Source organism: Streptomyces sp. NPDC091682, from assembly GCF_044756625.1.
Taxonomy (GTDB): Bacteria; Actinomycetota; Actinomycetes; order Streptomycetales; family Streptomycetaceae; genus Streptomyces.
Genome location: NZ_JBIVTH010000032.1, coordinates 35,147 through 52,040, shown reverse-complemented (window position 1 = coordinate 52,040; position 16,894 = coordinate 35,147). Strand labels below are relative to the sequence as shown.

The 16,894-nt window shown below is 71.6% G+C and carries 17 protein-coding genes; 4 read left to right on the top strand and 13 right to left on the bottom strand.

The window, feature by feature from the left end; genetic code table 11:
- Positions 1-117 precede the first annotated feature (117 nt).
- Both ACIQK6_RS39640 and ACIQK6_RS39635 read right to left on the bottom strand, forming a co-directional pair.
- Positions 118-558, bottom strand: coding sequence for a hypothetical protein (locus tag ACIQK6_RS39640; protein ID WP_329099936.1), 441 nt, complete (start codon positions 556-558; stop codon positions 118-120).
- 512 nt (positions 559-1,070) lie between these two features.
- On the bottom strand, positions 1,071-1,601 hold the full coding sequence (locus tag ACIQK6_RS39635; RefSeq protein WP_329107753.1) for a MarR family transcriptional regulator: 531 nt from the start codon (positions 1,599-1,601) through the stop codon (positions 1,071-1,073).
- Between the two features lie 84 nt (positions 1,602-1,685).
- Here ACIQK6_RS39635 and ACIQK6_RS39630 point away from each other — a divergent pair, with 84 nt between their 5' ends.
- On the top strand, positions 1,686-2,579 hold the full coding sequence (locus tag ACIQK6_RS39630; RefSeq protein WP_329099935.1) for an ABC transporter ATP-binding protein: 894 nt from the start codon (positions 1,686-1,688) through the stop codon (positions 2,577-2,579).
- Positions 2,576-4,195 carry an ABC transporter permease gene (locus ACIQK6_RS39625; protein WP_402697276.1) on the top strand — a complete coding sequence of 540 codons (1,620 nt, stop codon included), beginning with the start codon at positions 2,576-2,578 and terminating at the stop codon, positions 4,193-4,195. Before ACIQK6_RS39630 ends, ACIQK6_RS39625 begins: the two co-directional genes overlap by 4 nt.
- Here the strand turns inward: ACIQK6_RS39625 and ACIQK6_RS39620 are convergent.
- The 11 genes from ACIQK6_RS39620 to ACIQK6_RS39570 all read right to left on the bottom strand — a co-directional run bounded on the left by ACIQK6_RS39620 (position 4,192) and on the right by ACIQK6_RS39570 (position 14,381).
- The gene (locus ACIQK6_RS39620) at positions 4,192-5,400 is read right to left on the bottom strand and encodes a cytochrome P450 (protein ID WP_402697274.1); all 1,209 of its coding nucleotides are present in this window, start codon (positions 5,398-5,400) and stop codon (positions 4,192-4,194) included. The two genes, ACIQK6_RS39625 and ACIQK6_RS39620, sit on opposite strands and share 4 nt — an antisense overlap.
- Positions 5,401-5,429: 29 nt before the next feature.
- Entirely contained in the window at positions 5,430-6,089 is a 660-nt protein-coding gene (locus ACIQK6_RS39615) for a response regulator transcription factor (RefSeq protein WP_329099933.1), read from the bottom strand.
- The gene (locus tag ACIQK6_RS39610) at positions 6,086-7,423 is read right to left on the bottom strand and encodes a histidine kinase (protein WP_329099930.1); all 1,338 of its coding nucleotides are present in this window, start codon (positions 7,421-7,423) and stop codon (positions 6,086-6,088) included. The genes ACIQK6_RS39615 and ACIQK6_RS39610 overlap by 4 nt, the downstream gene beginning before the upstream one ends.
- Before the next feature lie 89 nt (positions 7,424-7,512).
- On the bottom strand, positions 7,513-8,184 hold the full coding sequence (locus tag ACIQK6_RS39605; RefSeq protein ID WP_030383691.1) for a response regulator transcription factor: 672 nt from the start codon (positions 8,182-8,184) through the stop codon (positions 7,513-7,515).
- The gene (locus ACIQK6_RS39600; RefSeq protein ID WP_329099929.1) at positions 8,181-9,500 is read right to left on the bottom strand and encodes a sensor histidine kinase; all 1,320 of its coding nucleotides are present in this window, start codon (positions 9,498-9,500) and stop codon (positions 8,181-8,183) included. Before ACIQK6_RS39600 ends, ACIQK6_RS39605 begins: the two co-directional genes overlap by 4 nt.
- Positions 9,501-9,522: 22 nt before the next feature.
- Positions 9,523-10,725 (bottom strand): acyltransferase, encoded by a 1,203-nt coding sequence (locus tag ACIQK6_RS39595; protein ID WP_329099928.1) that lies wholly within the window; start codon positions 10,723-10,725, stop codon positions 9,523-9,525.
- Positions 10,718-11,773 (bottom strand): alpha/beta hydrolase, encoded by a 1,056-nt coding sequence (locus ACIQK6_RS39590; protein ID WP_329099927.1) that lies wholly within the window; start codon positions 11,771-11,773, stop codon positions 10,718-10,720. The genes ACIQK6_RS39595 and ACIQK6_RS39590 overlap by 8 nt, the downstream gene beginning before the upstream one ends.
- Before the next feature lie 230 nt (positions 11,774-12,003).
- On the bottom strand, positions 12,004-12,654 hold the full coding sequence (locus ACIQK6_RS39585) for a LysE family translocator (RefSeq protein WP_329099926.1): 651 nt from the start codon (positions 12,652-12,654) through the stop codon (positions 12,004-12,006).
- Between the two features lie 5 nt (positions 12,655-12,659).
- Entirely contained in the window at positions 12,660-13,049 is a 390-nt protein-coding gene (locus ACIQK6_RS39580; protein WP_329099925.1) for a nuclear transport factor 2 family protein, read from the bottom strand.
- A gap of 128 nt (positions 13,050-13,177) precedes the next feature.
- Complete coding sequence (locus tag ACIQK6_RS39575; protein ID WP_329099924.1) at positions 13,178-13,759, bottom strand: MarR family winged helix-turn-helix transcriptional regulator; 582 nt, start codon at positions 13,757-13,759, stop codon at positions 13,178-13,180.
- Entirely contained in the window at positions 13,752-14,381 is a 630-nt protein-coding gene (locus ACIQK6_RS39570) for a type 1 glutamine amidotransferase family protein (RefSeq protein ID WP_329099923.1), read from the bottom strand. The genes ACIQK6_RS39575 and ACIQK6_RS39570 overlap by 8 nt, the downstream gene beginning before the upstream one ends.
- Positions 14,382-14,560: 179 nt before the next feature.
- Between ACIQK6_RS39570 and ACIQK6_RS39565 the strand changes: the two genes are divergently transcribed.
- Positions 14,561-15,922, top strand: coding sequence for an aspartate aminotransferase family protein (locus ACIQK6_RS39565; protein WP_402697270.1), 1,362 nt, complete (start codon positions 14,561-14,563; stop codon positions 15,920-15,922).
- 224 nt (positions 15,923-16,146) lie between these two features.
- Positions 16,147-16,812, top strand: coding sequence for a GntR family transcriptional regulator (locus ACIQK6_RS39560; protein WP_329099921.1), 666 nt, complete (start codon positions 16,147-16,149; stop codon positions 16,810-16,812).
- Positions 16,813-16,894 lie beyond the last annotated feature (82 nt).

The following is a 16,894-nucleotide window of genomic DNA, read 5'->3' as shown; positions in this document are numbered from 1 at the left end:
TGCTTCCGGATCTTTTGCGCGGGGACGGCGCGCGGACCGGCAGACCGTGGCCGCAGGGGTCCCGAACGGCGGCGCCACCAGGCGCATCGCTCTGCGCCGGGTGTTCTGCACGACCCTTCAGGTCGTCTTCGACCACACGTAGAGGGTGCCCGTCACGGTCGGATCACCGCCGTTACTGGCTGCGATGTGCTCGATCACCGCCATGGCGATGGCTCCCCGGTCGGTGACGGAGCAGAGGGAGGCCCCTACAACGATCCCTCTAGCCTCCCGGTCGGCGATCCTTGTCATGTTTACGGGGCCCAGGCCGGTGTTGGCCGCGGCCTTGCACGAGGCGAAAGACTGGGGGGTGCTCTTCCGCAGGATCCCGACCGTGGCCTGGGGCATCGCCCGGAGGTGGTAGTCGCAGCTTTCGTTCCAGTAGAGGAGTTCCGCGCCCCCCGCTTCGACTTCTGTCGGCCTGGTGACGTTCTGCGGCACGACGATCCGGCTCTGGCCTGTGTCGAGGTCGGTCAGCTGTTCCTCGAAGTTGGTGCACTGGCCGGGAGTGATGCCGAACATCGTCTGGTTCAGCGTGTACCCGGCGGGGGACGCGAGGTCGGCCGCGGGGGGTGACGTCTTGGAAGGTAAGGGTGAGATCGAGGGGGGAGGGGCGATGCCGGACGTCGGCGGAGAGGTGCTCAGGGCGGGACCGTTCGCCTGGCTCCCAGGAGAGCTGTTGCCCGTAGTCGCTACCGGCGCCGGCGGAGCTTTGGTCGCAGGCGCCGGGTTGTTGGTGGTGGTGACGAAGACGCTGGCCGCGATGCCCGCAAGAGGAACGACGATCCCCGCGACCCACCAAGCCCAGCGGGGAGGTCCGGGGCGGGGAGGTTCGGTGGGTGTGGGTACGGTCGGAGCGTAGGCCGGTCTCGGTGGCACACCTGGCGTCGGGTCTGTCCCCATGTCCCCTCCGGACGACGCAGCTGACGGAGGATCACCATAGTCATCCTCGGCCGGGGTGATCGAGGGCTTTGTGCTCCGTGGGCCGCCGAATCCTTGCCGGCTCGGGCCTGCTCGAGCAGGCCCGAGCCGGCTCAGCCCAGGCCGATCGTCGCCTTGTGGGCCCGCCAGCGGTCCATGAGGCCCAGCATCTCGCCCTGCATGAACTCGAAGAAGGCCGCCGTCTCCGCGACGCGCGCCCCGGCGCGGGAGTCCGTACCGAGGGTGGCCGCCCCTTCGCGCAGGGTCTTCTCCCACAGGGTCAGGACCTGGTCGCGGCGCGTGAAGGTCTCGTACCAGAGCTCGTTGTGCAGCACGTACCGGTCGCGGCGCGAGCCCGGTTCGCGTTCGCGGCTGACCATGTTGACCTGGGTCAGGTAGGACACGGCGCCCGACACCGCGGCCGGGCTGATCTGCAGGGCCTCGCCCAGTTCCGCCGAGGTCATCGCGCCGCCGTCGCTGGCCAGTAGCTGGGCGAAGACGCGCGCGGCCATCCGCTGCATCCCGGCCTCGGTCAGCTGCGCGGCGAACCGCTCGACGAAGCGGGAGACCCCGTCCCCGTCCCGGGTGCCGGCGGTGCCCGCACCATCGGTTCCCGCATCGGTCCCCGCGTCCACATTCACCATGTCGTCTGCCACCTTCCCGATTTTACGCGATTCCTGAGATTCTCAAGCTTCACAAATTTGTGAAACTAGCGTACGTTCGGAAGTATGACGAAGGCAATCAGCGTTGCCGGCCTCCACAAGGCATTCGGCCGCACCCGCGCACTGGACGGACTCGACCTCTCGGTCACCACCGGCGAGGTCCACGGCTTCCTCGGCCCGAACGGTGCCGGCAAGTCCACCACCATCCGGGTCCTGCTGGGCCTGCTGCGCGCCGATTCCGGCGCCGCCGAGCTCCTCGGCGGCGACCCCTGGGCCGACGCGGTCGCCCTCCACCGCCGCGTCGCCTACGTCCCCGGAGACGTCACCCTGTGGCGCAACCTCTCCGGCGGCGAGGTCATAGACCTCTACGGACGACTCCGCGGCGGCCTCGACCGGACCCGGCGCGCCGAGCTCGTCGAGCGGTTCGAGCTGGACCCCACCAAGAAGGGGCGCACGTACTCCAAGGGCAACCGGCAGAAGGTCGCCCTCGTCGCCGCCTTCGCCTCCGACGTCGAACTGCTCGTCCTCGACGAACCCACCTCCGGCCTCGACCCGCTGATGGAGGAGGTCTTCCAGGACTGCGTCACCGAGGCCCGCGCCGCCGGACGCACCATCCTGCTCAGCTCGCACATCCTCAGCGAGGTCGAGGCCCTCTGCGACCGGGTCAGCATCATCCGCAACGGCCGCACGGTGGAGACCGGCACCCTCGCCGAACTCCGCCACCTCACCCGTACGTCGATCAGCGCCGAGCTCGCCGGCCCGCCGAACGGCCTCACGCACCTGCCGGGCGTGTACGACGTCCAGGTGCAGGGGCTGAAGGTCCGCCTGCAGGCCGACACGGACAAGTTGGACGCGGTGCTCCGCTCCCTCACCGCGTCCGGGCTGCGGTCGCTGACCTCGACCCCGCCCACCCTCGAAGAGCTCTTCCTGCGCCACTACACCGAAGAGGCGTCCCGATGAAGAACCAATTGGCCGGTACCGGGGCGCTGCTGCGACTCGCCCTGCGCCGCGACCGCGTGATGATGCCGGTGTGGACCCTGGTCACCACGCTCATGGTCGTGAGCATGCCCGGCTCGCTGGGGAGCGTGTACGCCACCGCCGCCGAACGCGCCCGGGCCGCCGCCTCGATGAACGCCAACGGCTCGATGCGCGCCCTGTACGGACCGGTCTTCGGTGATTCGCTCGGCGCCCTGACCGCCTGGCGGGGCGGTGTCTACGCCGCCGTCCTCGCGGCCGCCATGAGCCTGATCATCGTCGTCCGACACACTCGCGAGGAGGAGGAGACGGGCCGTCAGGAGCTGCTCTCCGCAGCGATGGTGGGCAGGCGTGCCCCGCTGACCGCCGCCCTGCTCACTGCCTTCGTGGCCAACGCCTGTATCGCCCTGTTCGTGGCGGGTGGTCTCGCGGGGCAGGGCGTACCGGGCGCGGTCGCCCTCGGCCTGGCCGTCGCGGCCACCGGGACGTTCTTCGCCTGCACGGCAGCCATCGCCGCCCAGCTGACCGAGAGCGCCCGCGCCGCCAAGGGGATCACGGCTGCCGTGCTCGGCGCCGCCTTCGTCCTGAAGGCCGCGGGCGACGCCGGTACGGGGGGCGGGAGGTCGGCCCTGACCTGGGCCTCGCCGCTCGGCTGGGTGGAGAACGTACGGGCCTTCGCCGCCGAACGCTGGTGGGTGCTCCTCCTGCTCGCCGCCGCCACCGCGGTGCAGGCGGGCGCCGCGTACGCCCTGGCCGGGCGCCGTGACCTGGGCATGAGCTTCCTGCCCTCACGGCCGGGGCCGGCCGAGGGGCGCCTGGGCACGGCGGGTGCGCTGGCCTGGCGGCTGCAGCGCGGCAGCGTGCTGGGCTGGGGCGCGGGCTTCCTGATCGCCGGCGTCGTCTTCGGCGGGATGGCGGACGGCGCCGCGGACCTGGTCGGCGACAACGACCGGACCCGCGAGATCATCGAGCGGATGGGCGGGCAGGGCGGGCAGGGCGGGTCGGGCGGGGCGGGTGCGCAGGTCGCGCAGGGTGCGCTCACCGATGCCTTCCTCGCCACGATGACCGGCATGTTCGGCATGGTCGCCGCCCTGTACGCAGTCTCCTCCGTGCTCCGCCTGAGTGGTGAGGAGTCGGGCCGGCGCGCGGAACCGCTGCTCGCGAACGCGGTCGGCCGGCTGCGCTGGGCCGGCGGCCACCTGGCCGTGGCCTTCGGCGGCTCGGCGCTGATCCTGCTGTTGGCGGGCCTCGGTCTCGGCCTCGGGCACGGCCGCGAGCCGGGTGCGGCGATCGGCGCCGCGCTCGCCCAGCTCCCGGCGGTGTGGCTGATCGGGGCGCTGGCGGCGCTGCTGTACGGCGCGGTTCCGCAGTACGCGGCGGCCGCCTGGGCGGTGGCCGGGGGTGTGCTGGCCCTGGGCTGGATCGGCCCGGCGCTGAACCTTCCGCAGGCCGCCCTGAACCTCTCGCCCTTCGCCCACCTGCCCCGGCTCCCGGGAGCGCAGGCCATGGACCCGGCGCCGCTGCTGGTGCTGACCGTGCTGGCGGTGGCCCTGACGGCGGCGGGCCTCGGCGCCCTGCGCCGCCGCGACATGGTCGCCTAGAACTCCACCAGCATTCGCTCCAGCCCCCGAATGACGTACCCGTCCCGCCGCTGCGGCTCCTCGACGAGCCGCAGCGGCGGGACTCCGTCCGCCAGGAGGGCCCCGAAGGAAGCCTCCAGCTCCCGCCGCGCCAGCGGCGCGCCGAGGCAGTAGTGGATCCCGGCCCCGAAGGTCAGGTGCGGGTTGTCGGCCCGTACGAGGTCCAGCGCGTCGGGATCGTCGAAGCGCGCGGGATCCCGGTTCGCAGACCCGAAGAGCAGCGCGACCTCGGCACCGCGGGGGATGACGGTGTCACCGATCCGGATGTCGTCGAGCACCCAGCGCTCGAACATCTGGAGGGGAGTGTCGTAGCGCATGAGTTCGTCCACAGCTGTGGACAACTTTTCGGGATCGCGGTTCGCACGGAGCGCGGCGAGCTGATCGGGGTTGCGGAACAGCGCCCACCACCCGTTGACGGTCGTGTTGACGGTGGCCTCGTGCCCGGCGTTCAGCAGGAGCACACAGGTGGAGATCATCTCCTGCTCGCTGAGCCGCCCCTCCTCATCGTGGGCGGCGATCAGCCCGGAGATCAAATCCTCCCCCGGGCGGCTCCGCCGCTCGGCGATCAGCCCCCGCAGGTAGGCGCTGAACTCGATGCTCGCCCGCACCGCGCGCCGCGCCGTCTCCTCGTCGGGCCGGAGCTCGAACATCCCGCAGATGTCCGCCGACCAGGGCCGCAGCAATGTGCGGTCCGCCTCGGGCACGCCCAGCAGTTCCGCGATCACCGCCACCGGCAGCGGCTCGGCGACGACGGTGAGTAGATCCCCGCCCCCGTCCGCACGCAGCCGCCCCACCAACTCCCCGGCCATCCGCTGCACCGCGGGCACGAGCTGCTCCACGGTCCGCGGGGTGAAGGCCTTCGCCACCAGCCTGCGCACCCGCGCGTGCGCGGGATCCTCCAGGTCCAGCAGGCCGTTGCCGTTGAGCACGTGGAAGGGCTCGTGCTCCGGCGGCGGCGCCTCGCGGCCGAACTCCTCGTGTGAGAACCGGTGGAGGTAGGTCCGCCCCAGCCGCCGGTCCCTCAGCAGCGCACTCACATCCGCGTAGTGCGGCACCAGCCACTGCCCGGTGGCCTCGCACCACACGGCCCGCCCCTGCTCCCGCAACTCCTTGTACGCCGGATACGGATCGGCGACGAACGCGGCATCCCACGGATCAAAACCCATCCCTGCACCCTAAACGCAGCCGCGCCCGATCAGGCGGGTGTCACCAAGCGGGTCTCGTACGCGTACACGGCCGCCTGTGTCCGGTCCCGCAGGCCCAGCTTGACCAGGATCCGGCTCACATGGGTCTTGATGGTGGACTCGGCGACGACCAGCCGGTCGGCTATCTCCGCATTGGACAGCCCCTGCGCGATCAGTACCAGCACCTCCGTCTCCCGCTCCGTCAGCTCCCCCGCACCCGACGGGTCCGCCAGCTTGCGGGCCTGGGATATCTTCGAAAATTCCACGATCAGCCGCTTGGTCACCGACGGCGCCAGCAGGGCCTCCCCGGCAGCCACCACCCTTACCCCGTCAGCCAGCTGACGGGCCGACGCATCCTTGAGCAGGAACCCGGAGGCTCCGGCCCGCAGTGCCTGGTACACGTACTCGTCGAGGTCGAAGGTCGTCAGGACCAGCACCTTCGCGTCCGTGTCGGCGGCCACGATCTCCCGCGTGGCCTCCAGCCCGTTCATCCGCGGCATCCGGATGTCCATCAGCACCACATCCGGCTGCAACGCCGCCACCTGCTCGATGGCCTCCCGACCGTCAACCGCCTCGCCGACCACCTCGATGCCGTCCATCGCGTTCAGCAGAACGGAGAACCCCTCGCGCACCATCGCCTGGTCGTCGACGATCAGGACCCTGATCGTCATACCGTCCCCTCCCGCGGCTCCGGTGCCGACTCCGCACGGTGGGGCACTGGTATGAACACCGCCACCTCATACCCGCCCGCCGACGTCCGGCCGGCCGTCATCTCACCCTCCAGCATCGCCACCCGCTCCCGCATGCCGGTGATTCCGTGCCCGGCCCCCGGCGAGGGCCGTGCGTCCCCGGTCGCCCGGTCGTTGACGATCCGTATGCCCAGGCCGCCCAGCACATAGGAGACCTCTACCTCGGCTGCGGCTCCCGGCGCGTGCCGCAGCGTGTTGCTGAGGGCCTCCTGAACGATGCGGTACGCCGACAGCTCCACGCCCTGCGGCAGCTCCCGCACCGAGCCCGTGATCGTCTTCTGCACGCTCAGGCCGGCATCCCGCACATTGGCCAGCAGCCCCTCCAGCGAGGCCAGCGTCGGCTGCGGGGCGTCCGGGGCCTCGTAGTCCGCGGAGCGCACCACACCCAACACCCGCCGCAGCTCCGTCAGGGCCGCCACCGCGTTCTCCCGGATGGTGACGAACGCCGCCTCCAGCTCCGGCGGCGGGTTCTTCACCCGGTACGGCGCGGCCTCCGCCTGGATCGCCACCACCGACATGTGGTGGGCCACCACGTCGTGCAACTCCCGCGCGATCGTGGTCCGCTCCTCCAGCAGCGTCCGCTTGTCCCGCTCGACGGCCGTAACCTCTTGCTGCGCGCTCACCTCGGCCCGGGCATCGCGGCGTATCCGGATACTGCTGGCAATCACCAGGGCGAAGGCCGAGGCCACCGCCATTTCGGGCAGGTTCGACCCCCAGCGGCCGTTGAACAGCACGGAGATCACGGTTCCCAGCACGAGGGTGAGCGCCCACATCCAGGCCGCCACCCGGGGCCCGGTCCGCAGCGTGACGAGGAACATGACCACGATGTACGCGAAGAAACTGCTTTCGGTCCACGGCCAGTTGTAGCCGCCCCCGATACCGGCCGTCACCACCGTCATCGCGATGGCCGCCCACCAAGCGCCGACCGGCCGCACCAGTGTCATCAGGACCGGGGTCGCGGTCAGCACCGCCATGGCGATCGGCCCCAGGTCGCCCCAGGCCGCCGACTGCGTGTTGAGCGCGACCATTCCGACGAAGAAGGCCAGGAACCCCACCGCCGCATACCGCCGCCACGGCGCGTACCGGCGCAGCACCCCGGGAAGTCGGCGCACGAAGCGCCCGGAGGTCTTCGCCAGCGGCAGCGGCCGGTAGGCGAAGGCATCGGTGACGAGATCCCGGCGAAGGGTCGCTATCACCTCCGATGCCACTCGGAACTCAGGTGCCCGGGATGTCCCCCCGGTGGTCGTCTCGGTCATACACACCACCGTAGGTCCGTACCGCCCTCGTCCGCGTCGCCGCTGATGGGGATTTCCCGGGGTCCCTCTCAAGTACTACGAGGGTCCGTTCAATAGCCCGTCGGGCGGATCAGACCCGTCTCGTACGCGAACACCGCCGCCTGCGTGCGGTCCCGCAGACCCAGCTTCACCAGGATCCGGCTCACATGCGTCTTCACCGTCTGCTCGGCCAGCACCAGGTGCTCCGAGATCTCGGCGTTCGACAGGCCCTGGGCGATCAGCGACAGCACCTCCGTCTCCCGCTCGGTCAGTGCCTCGATCCGGGCCCGTGACGGCGCGCGCGGCGCTCCCAGCCGGGAGAACTCCGTGATCAGCCGCTTCGTGATGTTCGGCGAGAGCAGCGCCTCGCCGGCCGCCACCACCCGCACCGCCTCGGCGAGCTGGTCGGCCGACGCGTCCTTGAGCAGGAACCCGGAGGCTCCGGCCCGCAGCGCCTCGTACACGTACTCGTCGAGATCGAAGGTGGTCAGCACCAGCACCTTCACCGCGGCGTCCGGTACCGCGGTGATGACGGACGTGGCCTCGATCCCGCCCATCCCGGGCATACGGATGTCCATCAGCACCACGTCCGGGGCCAGCTCGGCCACCTTCGCGACCGCGTCCGCCCCGTCCACCGCCTGCCCGACGACCTCTATGTCGGGCTGCGCGTTGAGAAGCACGGTGAAGCCCTGCCGGACCATCATCTGGTCGTCGGCGATCATCACCTTGATCGGGGTGCTCATGAAGCCCTCTTCGTCTCGGAGTCGGGGACCGCGGGCATGTCCTGCGGGTCCATCGGGAGTACGGCGCTCACCTCGTACCCCCCGTCGGGGCGCGGGCCGGCGGCCAGTTCGCCCCCCAGCATGCCCGCCCGCTCCCGCATCCCCAGCAGCCCGTGCCCCGCACCGGGCGAGGGCGGGGCCGGCCGGGTCGGGGCGCTGTTCGCGACGCACAGGTGCAGATCACGTGGCCCGTACGCGATGCCCACCTCCACCCGTGAACCGGGCGCATGACGAAGAGCGTTGCTCAGCGCCTCCTGCACGATCCGGTACGCGGTGAGCTCCACGCCCGGAGTCAGCGGTCGCCGTATCCCCGCGATCTCGGTCGTGACGTCCAGGCCGGCCCCCCGCACGTTGTCCACGAGGCCGTCGAGCTCGCCGAGGGTGGGCTGCGGATGATGGGGGTTCGCGGGGTCGTCTGGCCGTTCGGACCGCAGCACGCCCAGCACCCGCCGCAGCTCCGTCAGCGCCTCCAGCGCGTTCTCCCGGATGCCGGCCAGGTTCTCCTTGAGCTCCTCGGACGGGTTCTCCACCAGGTGCGGGGCGACCTGCGCCTGGATGGAGATCACCGACATGTGGTGGGCGACGACGTCGTGCAGTTCCCGGGCGATCCGGCTGCGCTCCTCCAGCAGGGCGCGCCGGGCCCGCTCCTCCTCGGTGAGGGTCTCCTGCCGGGCGAGTTTGCCGTGGGCGAGGCGGGTGGCCCGCAGGGCGTAACCGAGGATCCCCACGAACGCGAAGAGGAGGGTCACGCCGCCGATGATGGTCTGGCTCTGCGGCGGCCTGAGGACGATGTCGGCCAGCCCGTTGAGGGTGAGCGTGATGCCGATGACCGAGGCGGTCACCCGGGGCGGCACCCGCAGGGCGACCATCAGAATCACGGGCGCGAGCGTGAACGGCCCGGCGGGCGTCCAGGGCCAGGACTGCCCCGGGCCGACATGGCCGTGGATGGCCCAGGCGACCAGGCCGGAGGCGACGAGCCCGAGCCACCAGGCGGCGATCGGCCGGAACATGCTGAGCACGACGGACGCGGAGGTCAACAGTGACAGCACCACCAGGGCCGAACCACGTACCTCGTAATGGTCGTTCATCACCATCGCGGTGAGGACACCGCAGGGAATGGCCACGTAACAGAGGACCGCATGCGGCAGCCATGCCAGCCAGCGTGGCCGCGCCATCCTCGGCAGGGGGTCCCGCCGCAGGGTGAACAACTCCCGGGCCAGGCCGAGCGGCAGGCGGATGCGGACGTCGGCGGCAGGTGGCTCGGTCTGCTGGTTCACGCCGTCCAGGCTAAGGCGGGCGCTAGACATGGTTGATCTCCTCGGCGGGGTCCGTCCTGGGGCGGGGGACCGCGGCAGCACGGGCGGTACGGGACGGCTTCGAACGGCCGGTGGCCTGTTCGTGGATGCGGAACGCGGCCCAGCAGAGCGACAGCGCGGCGGCGAACACCGGCAGCCACAGCAGCCGGGCTGCTATCCAGCCGGCCGAGTCGGGCACCGTGTGCAGCCCGGGCAGGTCGGCCGAGACCAGCAGTCCGAGGGCGGTGACGGCCATCATGGCGGTCTGGTGCCACAGGAAGACGGTCATGGCGGAGAGGTTCACCAGGGCGACCTTCGCCCAAGCCGTCGGCCGTCGCATGGCCCGGGCCAGCGGGTCGCGCACCAGGAGCGCCAGCCCGCACTGGGCCAGCCCGAAGGCGGCCGCAGCCAGCGTCGGCGGGTTCAGGTTCGATACGGCGGCCCCGGGGACACCCACCATCGACGCCGGGTACCCGCCCCAGAGGATCAGCGCGGCCGTGGCCAGGACGCCCGCGCCGAGCAGGAGCAGCGCCTGGTCGCGCCGGACGAACGCTCCGCGGGACCAGGCGGCGCCCAGGGTGAAGGGGACGAGCCAACCCGCGGCCACATTGACCCAACCGATCCACTCGGGGCCGTCCAGTCCGAAGCGCCACATGTCGACGGCGGCCACCACGGCCAGTGGCCACAGCGGGCTGAGCCGGGCCACGAACGGGGTCGCGGCGGTGAGCGCTGCGAATACCAGCAGGAACCACAGCGGGGAGAGCACCAGTTTGACCAGCGACCGGACGGTGGCGAACTCCGCCCCGCCGATCAGCATCCCTGCGGCGACGACCGTCCAGAGAACCAGCACCGCGGCGACCGGACGGAACAGCCGCCCCAGTCGCTGCCGGGCCCACGCGCCGTGCGAGAGCCCGCGCTCGCGCGCCGACGCGTACCCACGGGCGGCGACATGACCACCCACCAGGAAGAAGACGGACAGCGTCTGGAACACCCAGGACACCGGGGCCAGCCACGGCATGTGGGCCAGCGGACTGGTGGTGCTCAGACCGCCGTCGCGTGCGGTCAGCGCGGTGACCAACCAGTGGCCGAGGACCACGCCGAGGATCGCGAAGGCCCGCAGCGCGTCCACGGCCCGGTCACGGTCGTTCGGGGTGGCGGCGTCGATGCCCGCGGCCAGGGTGGACCACCGGGCCCGGAACTCAACCATGGTCGGCCTCCGATGAGGTGGTGGTGCCCAGGACGATGGAGGCCAGGCCGTCGAGGGATTCGGTGCCCGGCTTGAGGTAGTCGCTGTGCCCGACGGCGCCGGCGGTGAAGGACCGGGCCCCGAAGGCGGGGTCGACCGGGTCGGTGCCGAAGCCGATCCCGCCGAACCGCACGTGCGGGACGTTGCCTATCCAGTCGCCGCTGCCCCGGCCGGCCCAGACCCGGGCCCGGGTCGGCAGCTCACGGGCGGATCCGGCCCCGGTGCCCGGGCTGCCGAACAGCACCATGTCGCTGACCACGGACCCGGTAGCCGTCCGGGCGCAGACCACGGAGCCGTAGGAGTGGCACAGCAAGGAGAGCCGGGCGCCGGGTCCCGATATGTTGCGCAACCGCTGCAGGAAGGGGGCAAGTTCGGCAGCGGCCGCGTCGGCGCGGTCGGCGCTGAGGACGGTGGTGCTCACCGTTCCGGGGGTGTCGTACCCGAGCCAGGCGACCACGGCGGAGCGTGGATGCTCGGCTTGCAGGCGCTGCTGGAGGGAGACGGCTCCGGCCCGGAACCGCTCGTAGGTGTCCAGGGTGGTATCGGACCCGGGCACCAGGACGGCGACCCGGTCGGCGCTCTCCAACTCGCCGAACACCTCGACGGCGCGGCCCCTGCCGCGGCCGTCGAAGGTGAGGAACCGGGCTGCTCCGTCCGACCCCATGACGCGCAGCCTGGCCGCCCGGCCGGGGCGGTCGGCGTCCTCGGCGGTACGGGCCGCCTCGGCGAGGTTGGCGCTGTTGGCGGCGTACCGGCTGTGGGGGGTGGCGTCCTCGGAGAACGTGGCGGGCGCGGGAGCCGGGACGTTCGGGGAGGCCGCGGCGGACACAGGGACCACCACGGCCGCGGCGACCAGTGCGGCCAGCAGGCCGCGGCGCAGCCGGCCACCACCGGACCCCGCCCTGCCCGTGGAGAGCGCCGTGCCCGACCCGCAGGTCCTTCCGAAGGTCCCTGCCTGCGCCCCCGCCCCTGCCTGCGCCCCCGTCGCCGTCCCCGTCCCCGTTGCCATGGTCCTCTTCCTTCGGTTGCCGGAAGAGCCGTGAACGCTCTTCTCTGCTACCGAAGTTAGGAATCCGGGCCCGTGGTCGGCGTCACGCCATGGAGCCGTGTTCGCACTTGGCTCTCAGGTATGACGGGGGATACCTAAGAGCCAGGAGCACGACCGTCACGACGTCACGACGTCACGACGTCACGACGTCGTGACGTCGTGACGTCACGACCATCACTGCGCAACGACCATCACGTCGTCGCCACCCGCACACCGAAGCCGATCAGGACGACACCCGTCGTCCGGTCCAGTGCCCGCCGGACCCGCGGCCGCGCGAAGAACCGCCCGGCGCGCGACAGCACGTACACGTACGTACCCAGCCAGACCACCGTCAGCAGCACATGGAGCAGGACCAGCAGCGCCATGCCGACCGCCGGGCGCAGGCCGGGCGGGGCGAGGGCGGGCAGCAGCCCCGTGTAGAAGACGGCGATCTTGGGATTGAGGACGTTGGCGACCAGACCGGTCCGCCAGGCTCCGCCGCCGCCCGTTCCGGGCCGTACCTGCGCGCGCTCCTTGCGCTCCCCGGGCTCCCCGCGCTCCCCGGGCTCCACCGACCCCGCCCCCGGCCGTAGCAGGGCCCGGACGCCGAGCCAGCACAGATACGCGGCACCTGCCAGTTTCACCACCAGGTACACCTCGGCCGAGGCGGCGAGCAGCGCAGCGAGCCCCGCCACGGTGAGGGCGCCCCAGATCAACAGCCCGACGGCGATCCCGGCGACGGTGCGCAGCCCGTCACCGCGCCCCCGGGTGATGGCCCGTTTAGTAACGATCGCCATGTCCGGGCCGGGGACGAGGGTGAGGAGCGCCAGGATGCCGGTCGCGCCGAGAAGAGCGGTGAGCACGCGGCTCAGTCTGCCACCAGGGGTTCGACGTACCCCGCCCGCCAGCGGGGTGCCGGGTCCTGGCCGGGGCTGGTCCAGTACTCCCTCGCCCCCACGATCTCCCCGTCCCGCACGGTCCAGAGGGAGACGGCCCGGTAGACGACGTGGTCCTGAGGTATCTCCACCTCGGTGACCACGAGGTTCCCATCGGCCAGGATCCGCAGCAGTTCCACGGATCTCTCGTCCGAGTAGCCGTCGTCGCTGTTCACGGCTATGAAGTTGGCGCGCCCCACGATGCGCTCACCGCTCACGGGCCATTCGATGACCGCGTCCTCGGCGATGAGCCCGGCCACGCCGTCCCAGTCACGTGCCTCGATTCGCTCCCACAGTTGTGCCACTACCTTCAACGGCTCCATGTGCCGCAGTGTCCGACAGCCCCGTTATACGTAACAAGCTTTGCTTGCAGGCTTATTGACTTCGACACAATCGTTCGCCGCGGGCCTGCGCGGCGTGGGCACGGTGCCGCGGGCGGTGTCGTCCGGGCTCATTCCGGCGCGGATGCGGAAACGGCGGTGGACGGTGTGGCGGACTCCAGCGCGTCCAGTGCCGTGGCCAGCCGTTCCAGTGCGCGGACCGTCTCCGCGAAGGCGGCGTCGCCCAGCTCCGCCGTGAGGCGGGCCGCCAGAGCCGCGTGCCCCGGGCCGATCCGGTCCACCGCGCCCCGTCCGTCCTCCGTGGGACGCAGCAGTTTCGCCCGCCGGTGGGCGGGGTTCGGGGCGTATTCCGCCAACCCCTTGGCGACCAGCAGGTCCGCGATGCGCTGCACGCTCTGCCGGGTGATGCCCATGTTCCGGGCGATGCCCGCGACGGGCAGCGGCTCCCGCAGTACCGCGCCCAGGACCTGCCACCAGGCGGCCGTCAGCCCGGCCGGCTTGGCCAGCTCTTCCGAGATGGCGAGGAACTGGCCGTTCAGCCGGAACACCCCGAGCGCGGTGCGGCTCAGCAGGTCCTGCTGGGTACGGGCGTCCGTGAGGTCCCCCGGCCCGCCGAGGTCCCCCAGGTCGGTCGGGCCCCGGGCGGCCCCAGGGTCCCCGGCGGGCAGCAGCTCGTGCGTCGCCTCACGCATCGCCGGCCGCCGATGCCGCCATCAGGACCGGGTACGCGCTGACGTCCGAGTCGTGGAAGAGCCCGTACCAGGCGTCCAGGACGTCCGGCTTGTAGACGTCCAGACGGGCGAAGACCTCGCGGGCGAAGGCCACCGGCTCCGTCGGCCCCGCCGTGATCAGGTTGCCGTCGGTCACCGCATCGGCCTCGACGTAGCGCTCGGCGCCCCCGTAGCCGGGCTGCTCGGCGAGGTAGAAGGAGGCGGCGCTGGTGTGGGTCCGGCCGTCCAGCAGCCCCTCGCGGGCGAGGCCCGCGGTGGCTCCGCAGATCGCCGCGACCGGCACTCCGGCGGCCAGGAACTCCCGCGCCTTGGCCGCGAACGGCGCCAGGTCGTCGCTCGTGTCCCACAGGGACGCGCCCGTGAGGATCAGCAGCGAGGAGTCCTCCGGTCGCAGGTCGGCCAGGGCCAGGTCGGGCTGGATGCGGACGCCGCCCATGGTGGTGACCGGCTGCGCCGCGCTCGGGCCGACCGTGCGCACGGTGTGGCCGCGCTGGGTGAGGTGCGCGGTGGTGTGGCCGGTCTCCCAGTCCGCGTACGTGTCGTAGACCGCGAGGTGGACGGGCTTGCGCGGGGTCTCGCTCATGGTGCTTTCGCCTCCAGCGTGGTTCCTGCTCTATGACAATAGACTGTCATAACGACAGGATGCTGTCAATCCAAGGGAGGGGTTGGAGCCCCCTCGCAGACAGACTGCCGAGAGCGGCCCCCCACCCCCATACAGTCCGCCGATATCCCGCTCCACCTGCGCACTTCTAGCGTGACGACATGACCCCTCATGTCACCCCGCACACCCTTGCCACCGTGAAGGACGCAGATCGGAAGCATGTCTTCCACTCCTGGTCCGCCCAGGCCCTGATCGACCCCCTCGCCGTCGCCGGGGCCGAGGGGTCGTACTTCTGGGACTACGAGGGCAAGCGGTTCCTCGACTTTTCCTCCCAGTTGGTCAACACCAACATCGGCCACCAGCACCCCAAGGTCGTCGCCGCGATCCAGGAGCAGGCCGCCCGGCTCTGCACCCTCGCGCCCGGCTTCGCCGTCGACGTCCGCTCCGAGGCCGCACGCCTCATCGCCGAGCGGACCCCGGGCGACCTGGACAAGGTCTTCTTCACCAACGGCGGCGCCGAGGCTGTCGAGAACGCCGTGCGCATGGCCCGTCTGCACACGGGTCGCGCCAAGGTGCTCTCCACCTACCGCTCCTACCACGGGGCCACCGCCGCCGCGATCAACCTGACCGGCGACCCGCGCCGCTGGCCCTCCGACACGGCCGCCGCCGGCGTCGTCCACTTCTGGGGCCCGTACCTCTACCGCTCCGCCTTCCACGCCACCACCGAGGCCGAGGAGTGCGCCCGCGCCCTCGCCCACCTCGCCGACACCATTGCCTTCGAGGGGCCGCAGACCATCGCGGCGATCATCCTGGAGAGCGTGCCCGGCACCGCAGGCATCATGACCCCGCCCGCCGGCTACCTCGCGGGCGTGCGCGAGCTCTGCGACCGCTACGGCATCGTCTTCATCCTGGACGAGGTCATGTCGGGCTTCGGCCGCACCGGCAAGTGGTTCGCGGCCGACCACTGGGGCGTCACCCCCGACCTGATCACCTTCGCCAAGGGCGTGAACAGCGGCTACGTCCCGCTCGGCGGCGTGGCCATCTCGGCCGCCATCGCCGAGACCTTCGCCACCCGCCCCTACCCGGGCGGACTCACGTACTCCGGCCACCCCCTGGCCTGCGCCGCCGCCGTCGCGACGATCAACACGATGGAGGAGGAGGGCATCGTGGAGCACGCCGCCCACCTCGGTGAGAACGTGATCGGCCCGGCCCTCGCCGAGATCGCCGAGCGCCACCCCTCGGTCGGCGAGGTCCGCGGGCTGGGCGCCTTCTGGGCCCTGGAACTCGTACGGGACAAGGAGACGCGCGAGCCGCTCGTGCCGTACAACGCGGCCGGCGCGGACAACGCGCCGATGGCCGAGTTCGCGGCGGCCTGCAAGGCGTCGGGCCTGTGGCCCTTCGTGAACATGAACCGCACCCACGTGGTCCCGCCCTGCAACGTCACGGAGGCGGAGGCCAAGGAGGGCCTGGCCCTGCTGGACGAGGCGCTGACGGTAGCCGACCGCCACACCACGGCCGGCTAGACCCGCCCGCCCGGAGGGAACGGGTCCGGTCAGCCATCCGCCCCGCACCGGATCCGCACCCGATCCGCATCTGCCCCCGCACCGGATCCGCATCCGGCGCCCGCATCGACATCCGCACCCGGGCGCCGGGTGCGGACGTCGGATATCGGTTAGCTACCGATCGGTTTTCAGCCGCGCTGTCTGGCCTATGGTGTCCGGAGCTCTACGACAGGAGACGGACCCCTATGCCAGGCAGCGGAGCTGTCACCCGCAACACGCTCCGCCAGCAGATCGCGGACGCGCTGCGTGACGAGGTGCTCGCGGGACGCCTGCCTCCGGGGACCGAGTTCACCGTCAAGCAGATCGCCGAGCAGTACGAGGTCTCCGCGACCCCGGTGCGCGAGGCGCTCGTGGACCTCTCGGCCCAAGGGCTGCTCGAACTGGTCCAGCACCGCGGCTTCCGGGTGCGGGTCTTCTCCGTGGACGACTTCCGGGGCATGGTCGAGGCCCGCTCGCTCGTCGTGGACGGGATCTTCCGCCGCCTCGCCGAGCGCGGCACCACCCCCGGCTCCGCCGAGCTGCTGGTGTCGGTGCGCCGCCGGGGCGAAGAGGCCCGACGGGCCGCGCAGAGCGGTTCGCTCGAAGTGCTGATCGGCTACGACCTGCGCTTCTGGCGGGAGTTGAGCGGGCTGGTCGCCAACACCTACATCTCCGAGTTCTTGCACCGCATCCGCGTGCAATGCTGGGTCTTCGCCGTCCCCCACCTCCAGCGCGAGCCGCAGCTGCGGGCGGCGCTGTGGGACGGCCACAGTGACTTGGTGGACGCGGTGACGCTGGCCGACGCCGACGCGGTGCGCGGCATCGTGCACGGCTACAACGAGCACGCGCTGGCCTGGGCCGCCCGCCTCTGAAGGTCGAGGTTCTGCGCACCCCTTCGCGGAGGGTGTCCGGCCCACTACGCTGGCCGGATCGGCGACAACGACTGATCGGAGG

What these genes read in the sequence shown, in the direction of transcription:
- ACIQK6_RS39640 (WP_329099936.1), bottom strand. Translation starts at nt 558, where the DNA reads ATGTTCGGCATCACTCCCGGCCAGTGCACCAACTTCGAGGAACAGCTG.
- ACIQK6_RS39635 (WP_329107753.1), bottom strand. Translation starts at nt 1,601, where the DNA reads ATGGTGAATGTGGACGCGGGGACCGATGCGGGAACCGATGGTGCGGGC.
- ACIQK6_RS39630 (WP_329099935.1), top strand. Translation starts at nt 1,686, where the DNA reads ATGACGAAGGCAATCAGCGTTGCCGGCCTCCACAAGGCATTCGGCCGC.
- ACIQK6_RS39625 (WP_402697276.1), top strand. Translation starts at nt 2,576, where the DNA reads ATGAAGAACCAATTGGCCGGTACCGGGGCGCTGCTGCGACTCGCCCTG.
- ACIQK6_RS39620 (WP_402697274.1), bottom strand. Translation starts at nt 5,400, where the DNA reads ATGGGTTTTGATCCGTGGGATGCCGCGTTCGTCGCCGATCCGTATCCG.
- ACIQK6_RS39615 (WP_329099933.1), bottom strand. Translation starts at nt 6,089, where the DNA reads ATGACGATCAGGGTCCTGATCGTCGACGACCAGGCGATGGTGCGCGAG.
- ACIQK6_RS39610 (WP_329099930.1), bottom strand. Translation starts at nt 7,423, where the DNA reads ATGACCGAGACGACCACCGGGGGGACATCCCGGGCACCTGAGTTCCGA.
- ACIQK6_RS39605 (WP_030383691.1), bottom strand. Translation starts at nt 8,184, where the DNA reads ATGAGCACCCCGATCAAGGTGATGATCGCCGACGACCAGATGATGGTC.
- ACIQK6_RS39595 (WP_329099928.1), bottom strand. Translation starts at nt 10,725, where the DNA reads ATGGTTGAGTTCCGGGCCCGGTGGTCCACCCTGGCCGCGGGCATCGAC.
- ACIQK6_RS39590 (WP_329099927.1), bottom strand. Translation starts at nt 11,773, where the DNA reads ATGGCAACGGGGACGGGGACGGCGACGGGGGCGCAGGCAGGGGCGGGG.
- ACIQK6_RS39580 (WP_329099925.1), bottom strand. Translation starts at nt 13,049, where the DNA reads ATGGAGCCGTTGAAGGTAGTGGCACAACTGTGGGAGCGAATCGAGGCA.
- ACIQK6_RS39575 (WP_329099924.1), bottom strand. Translation starts at nt 13,759, where the DNA reads ATGCGTGAGGCGACGCACGAGCTGCTGCCCGCCGGGGACCCTGGGGCC.
- ACIQK6_RS39570 (WP_329099923.1), bottom strand. Translation starts at nt 14,381, where the DNA reads ATGAGCGAGACCCCGCGCAAGCCCGTCCACCTCGCGGTCTACGACACG.
- ACIQK6_RS39565 (WP_402697270.1), top strand. Translation starts at nt 14,561, where the DNA reads ATGACCCCTCATGTCACCCCGCACACCCTTGCCACCGTGAAGGACGCA.
- ACIQK6_RS39560 (WP_329099921.1), top strand. Translation starts at nt 16,147, where the DNA reads ATGCCAGGCAGCGGAGCTGTCACCCGCAACACGCTCCGCCAGCAGATC.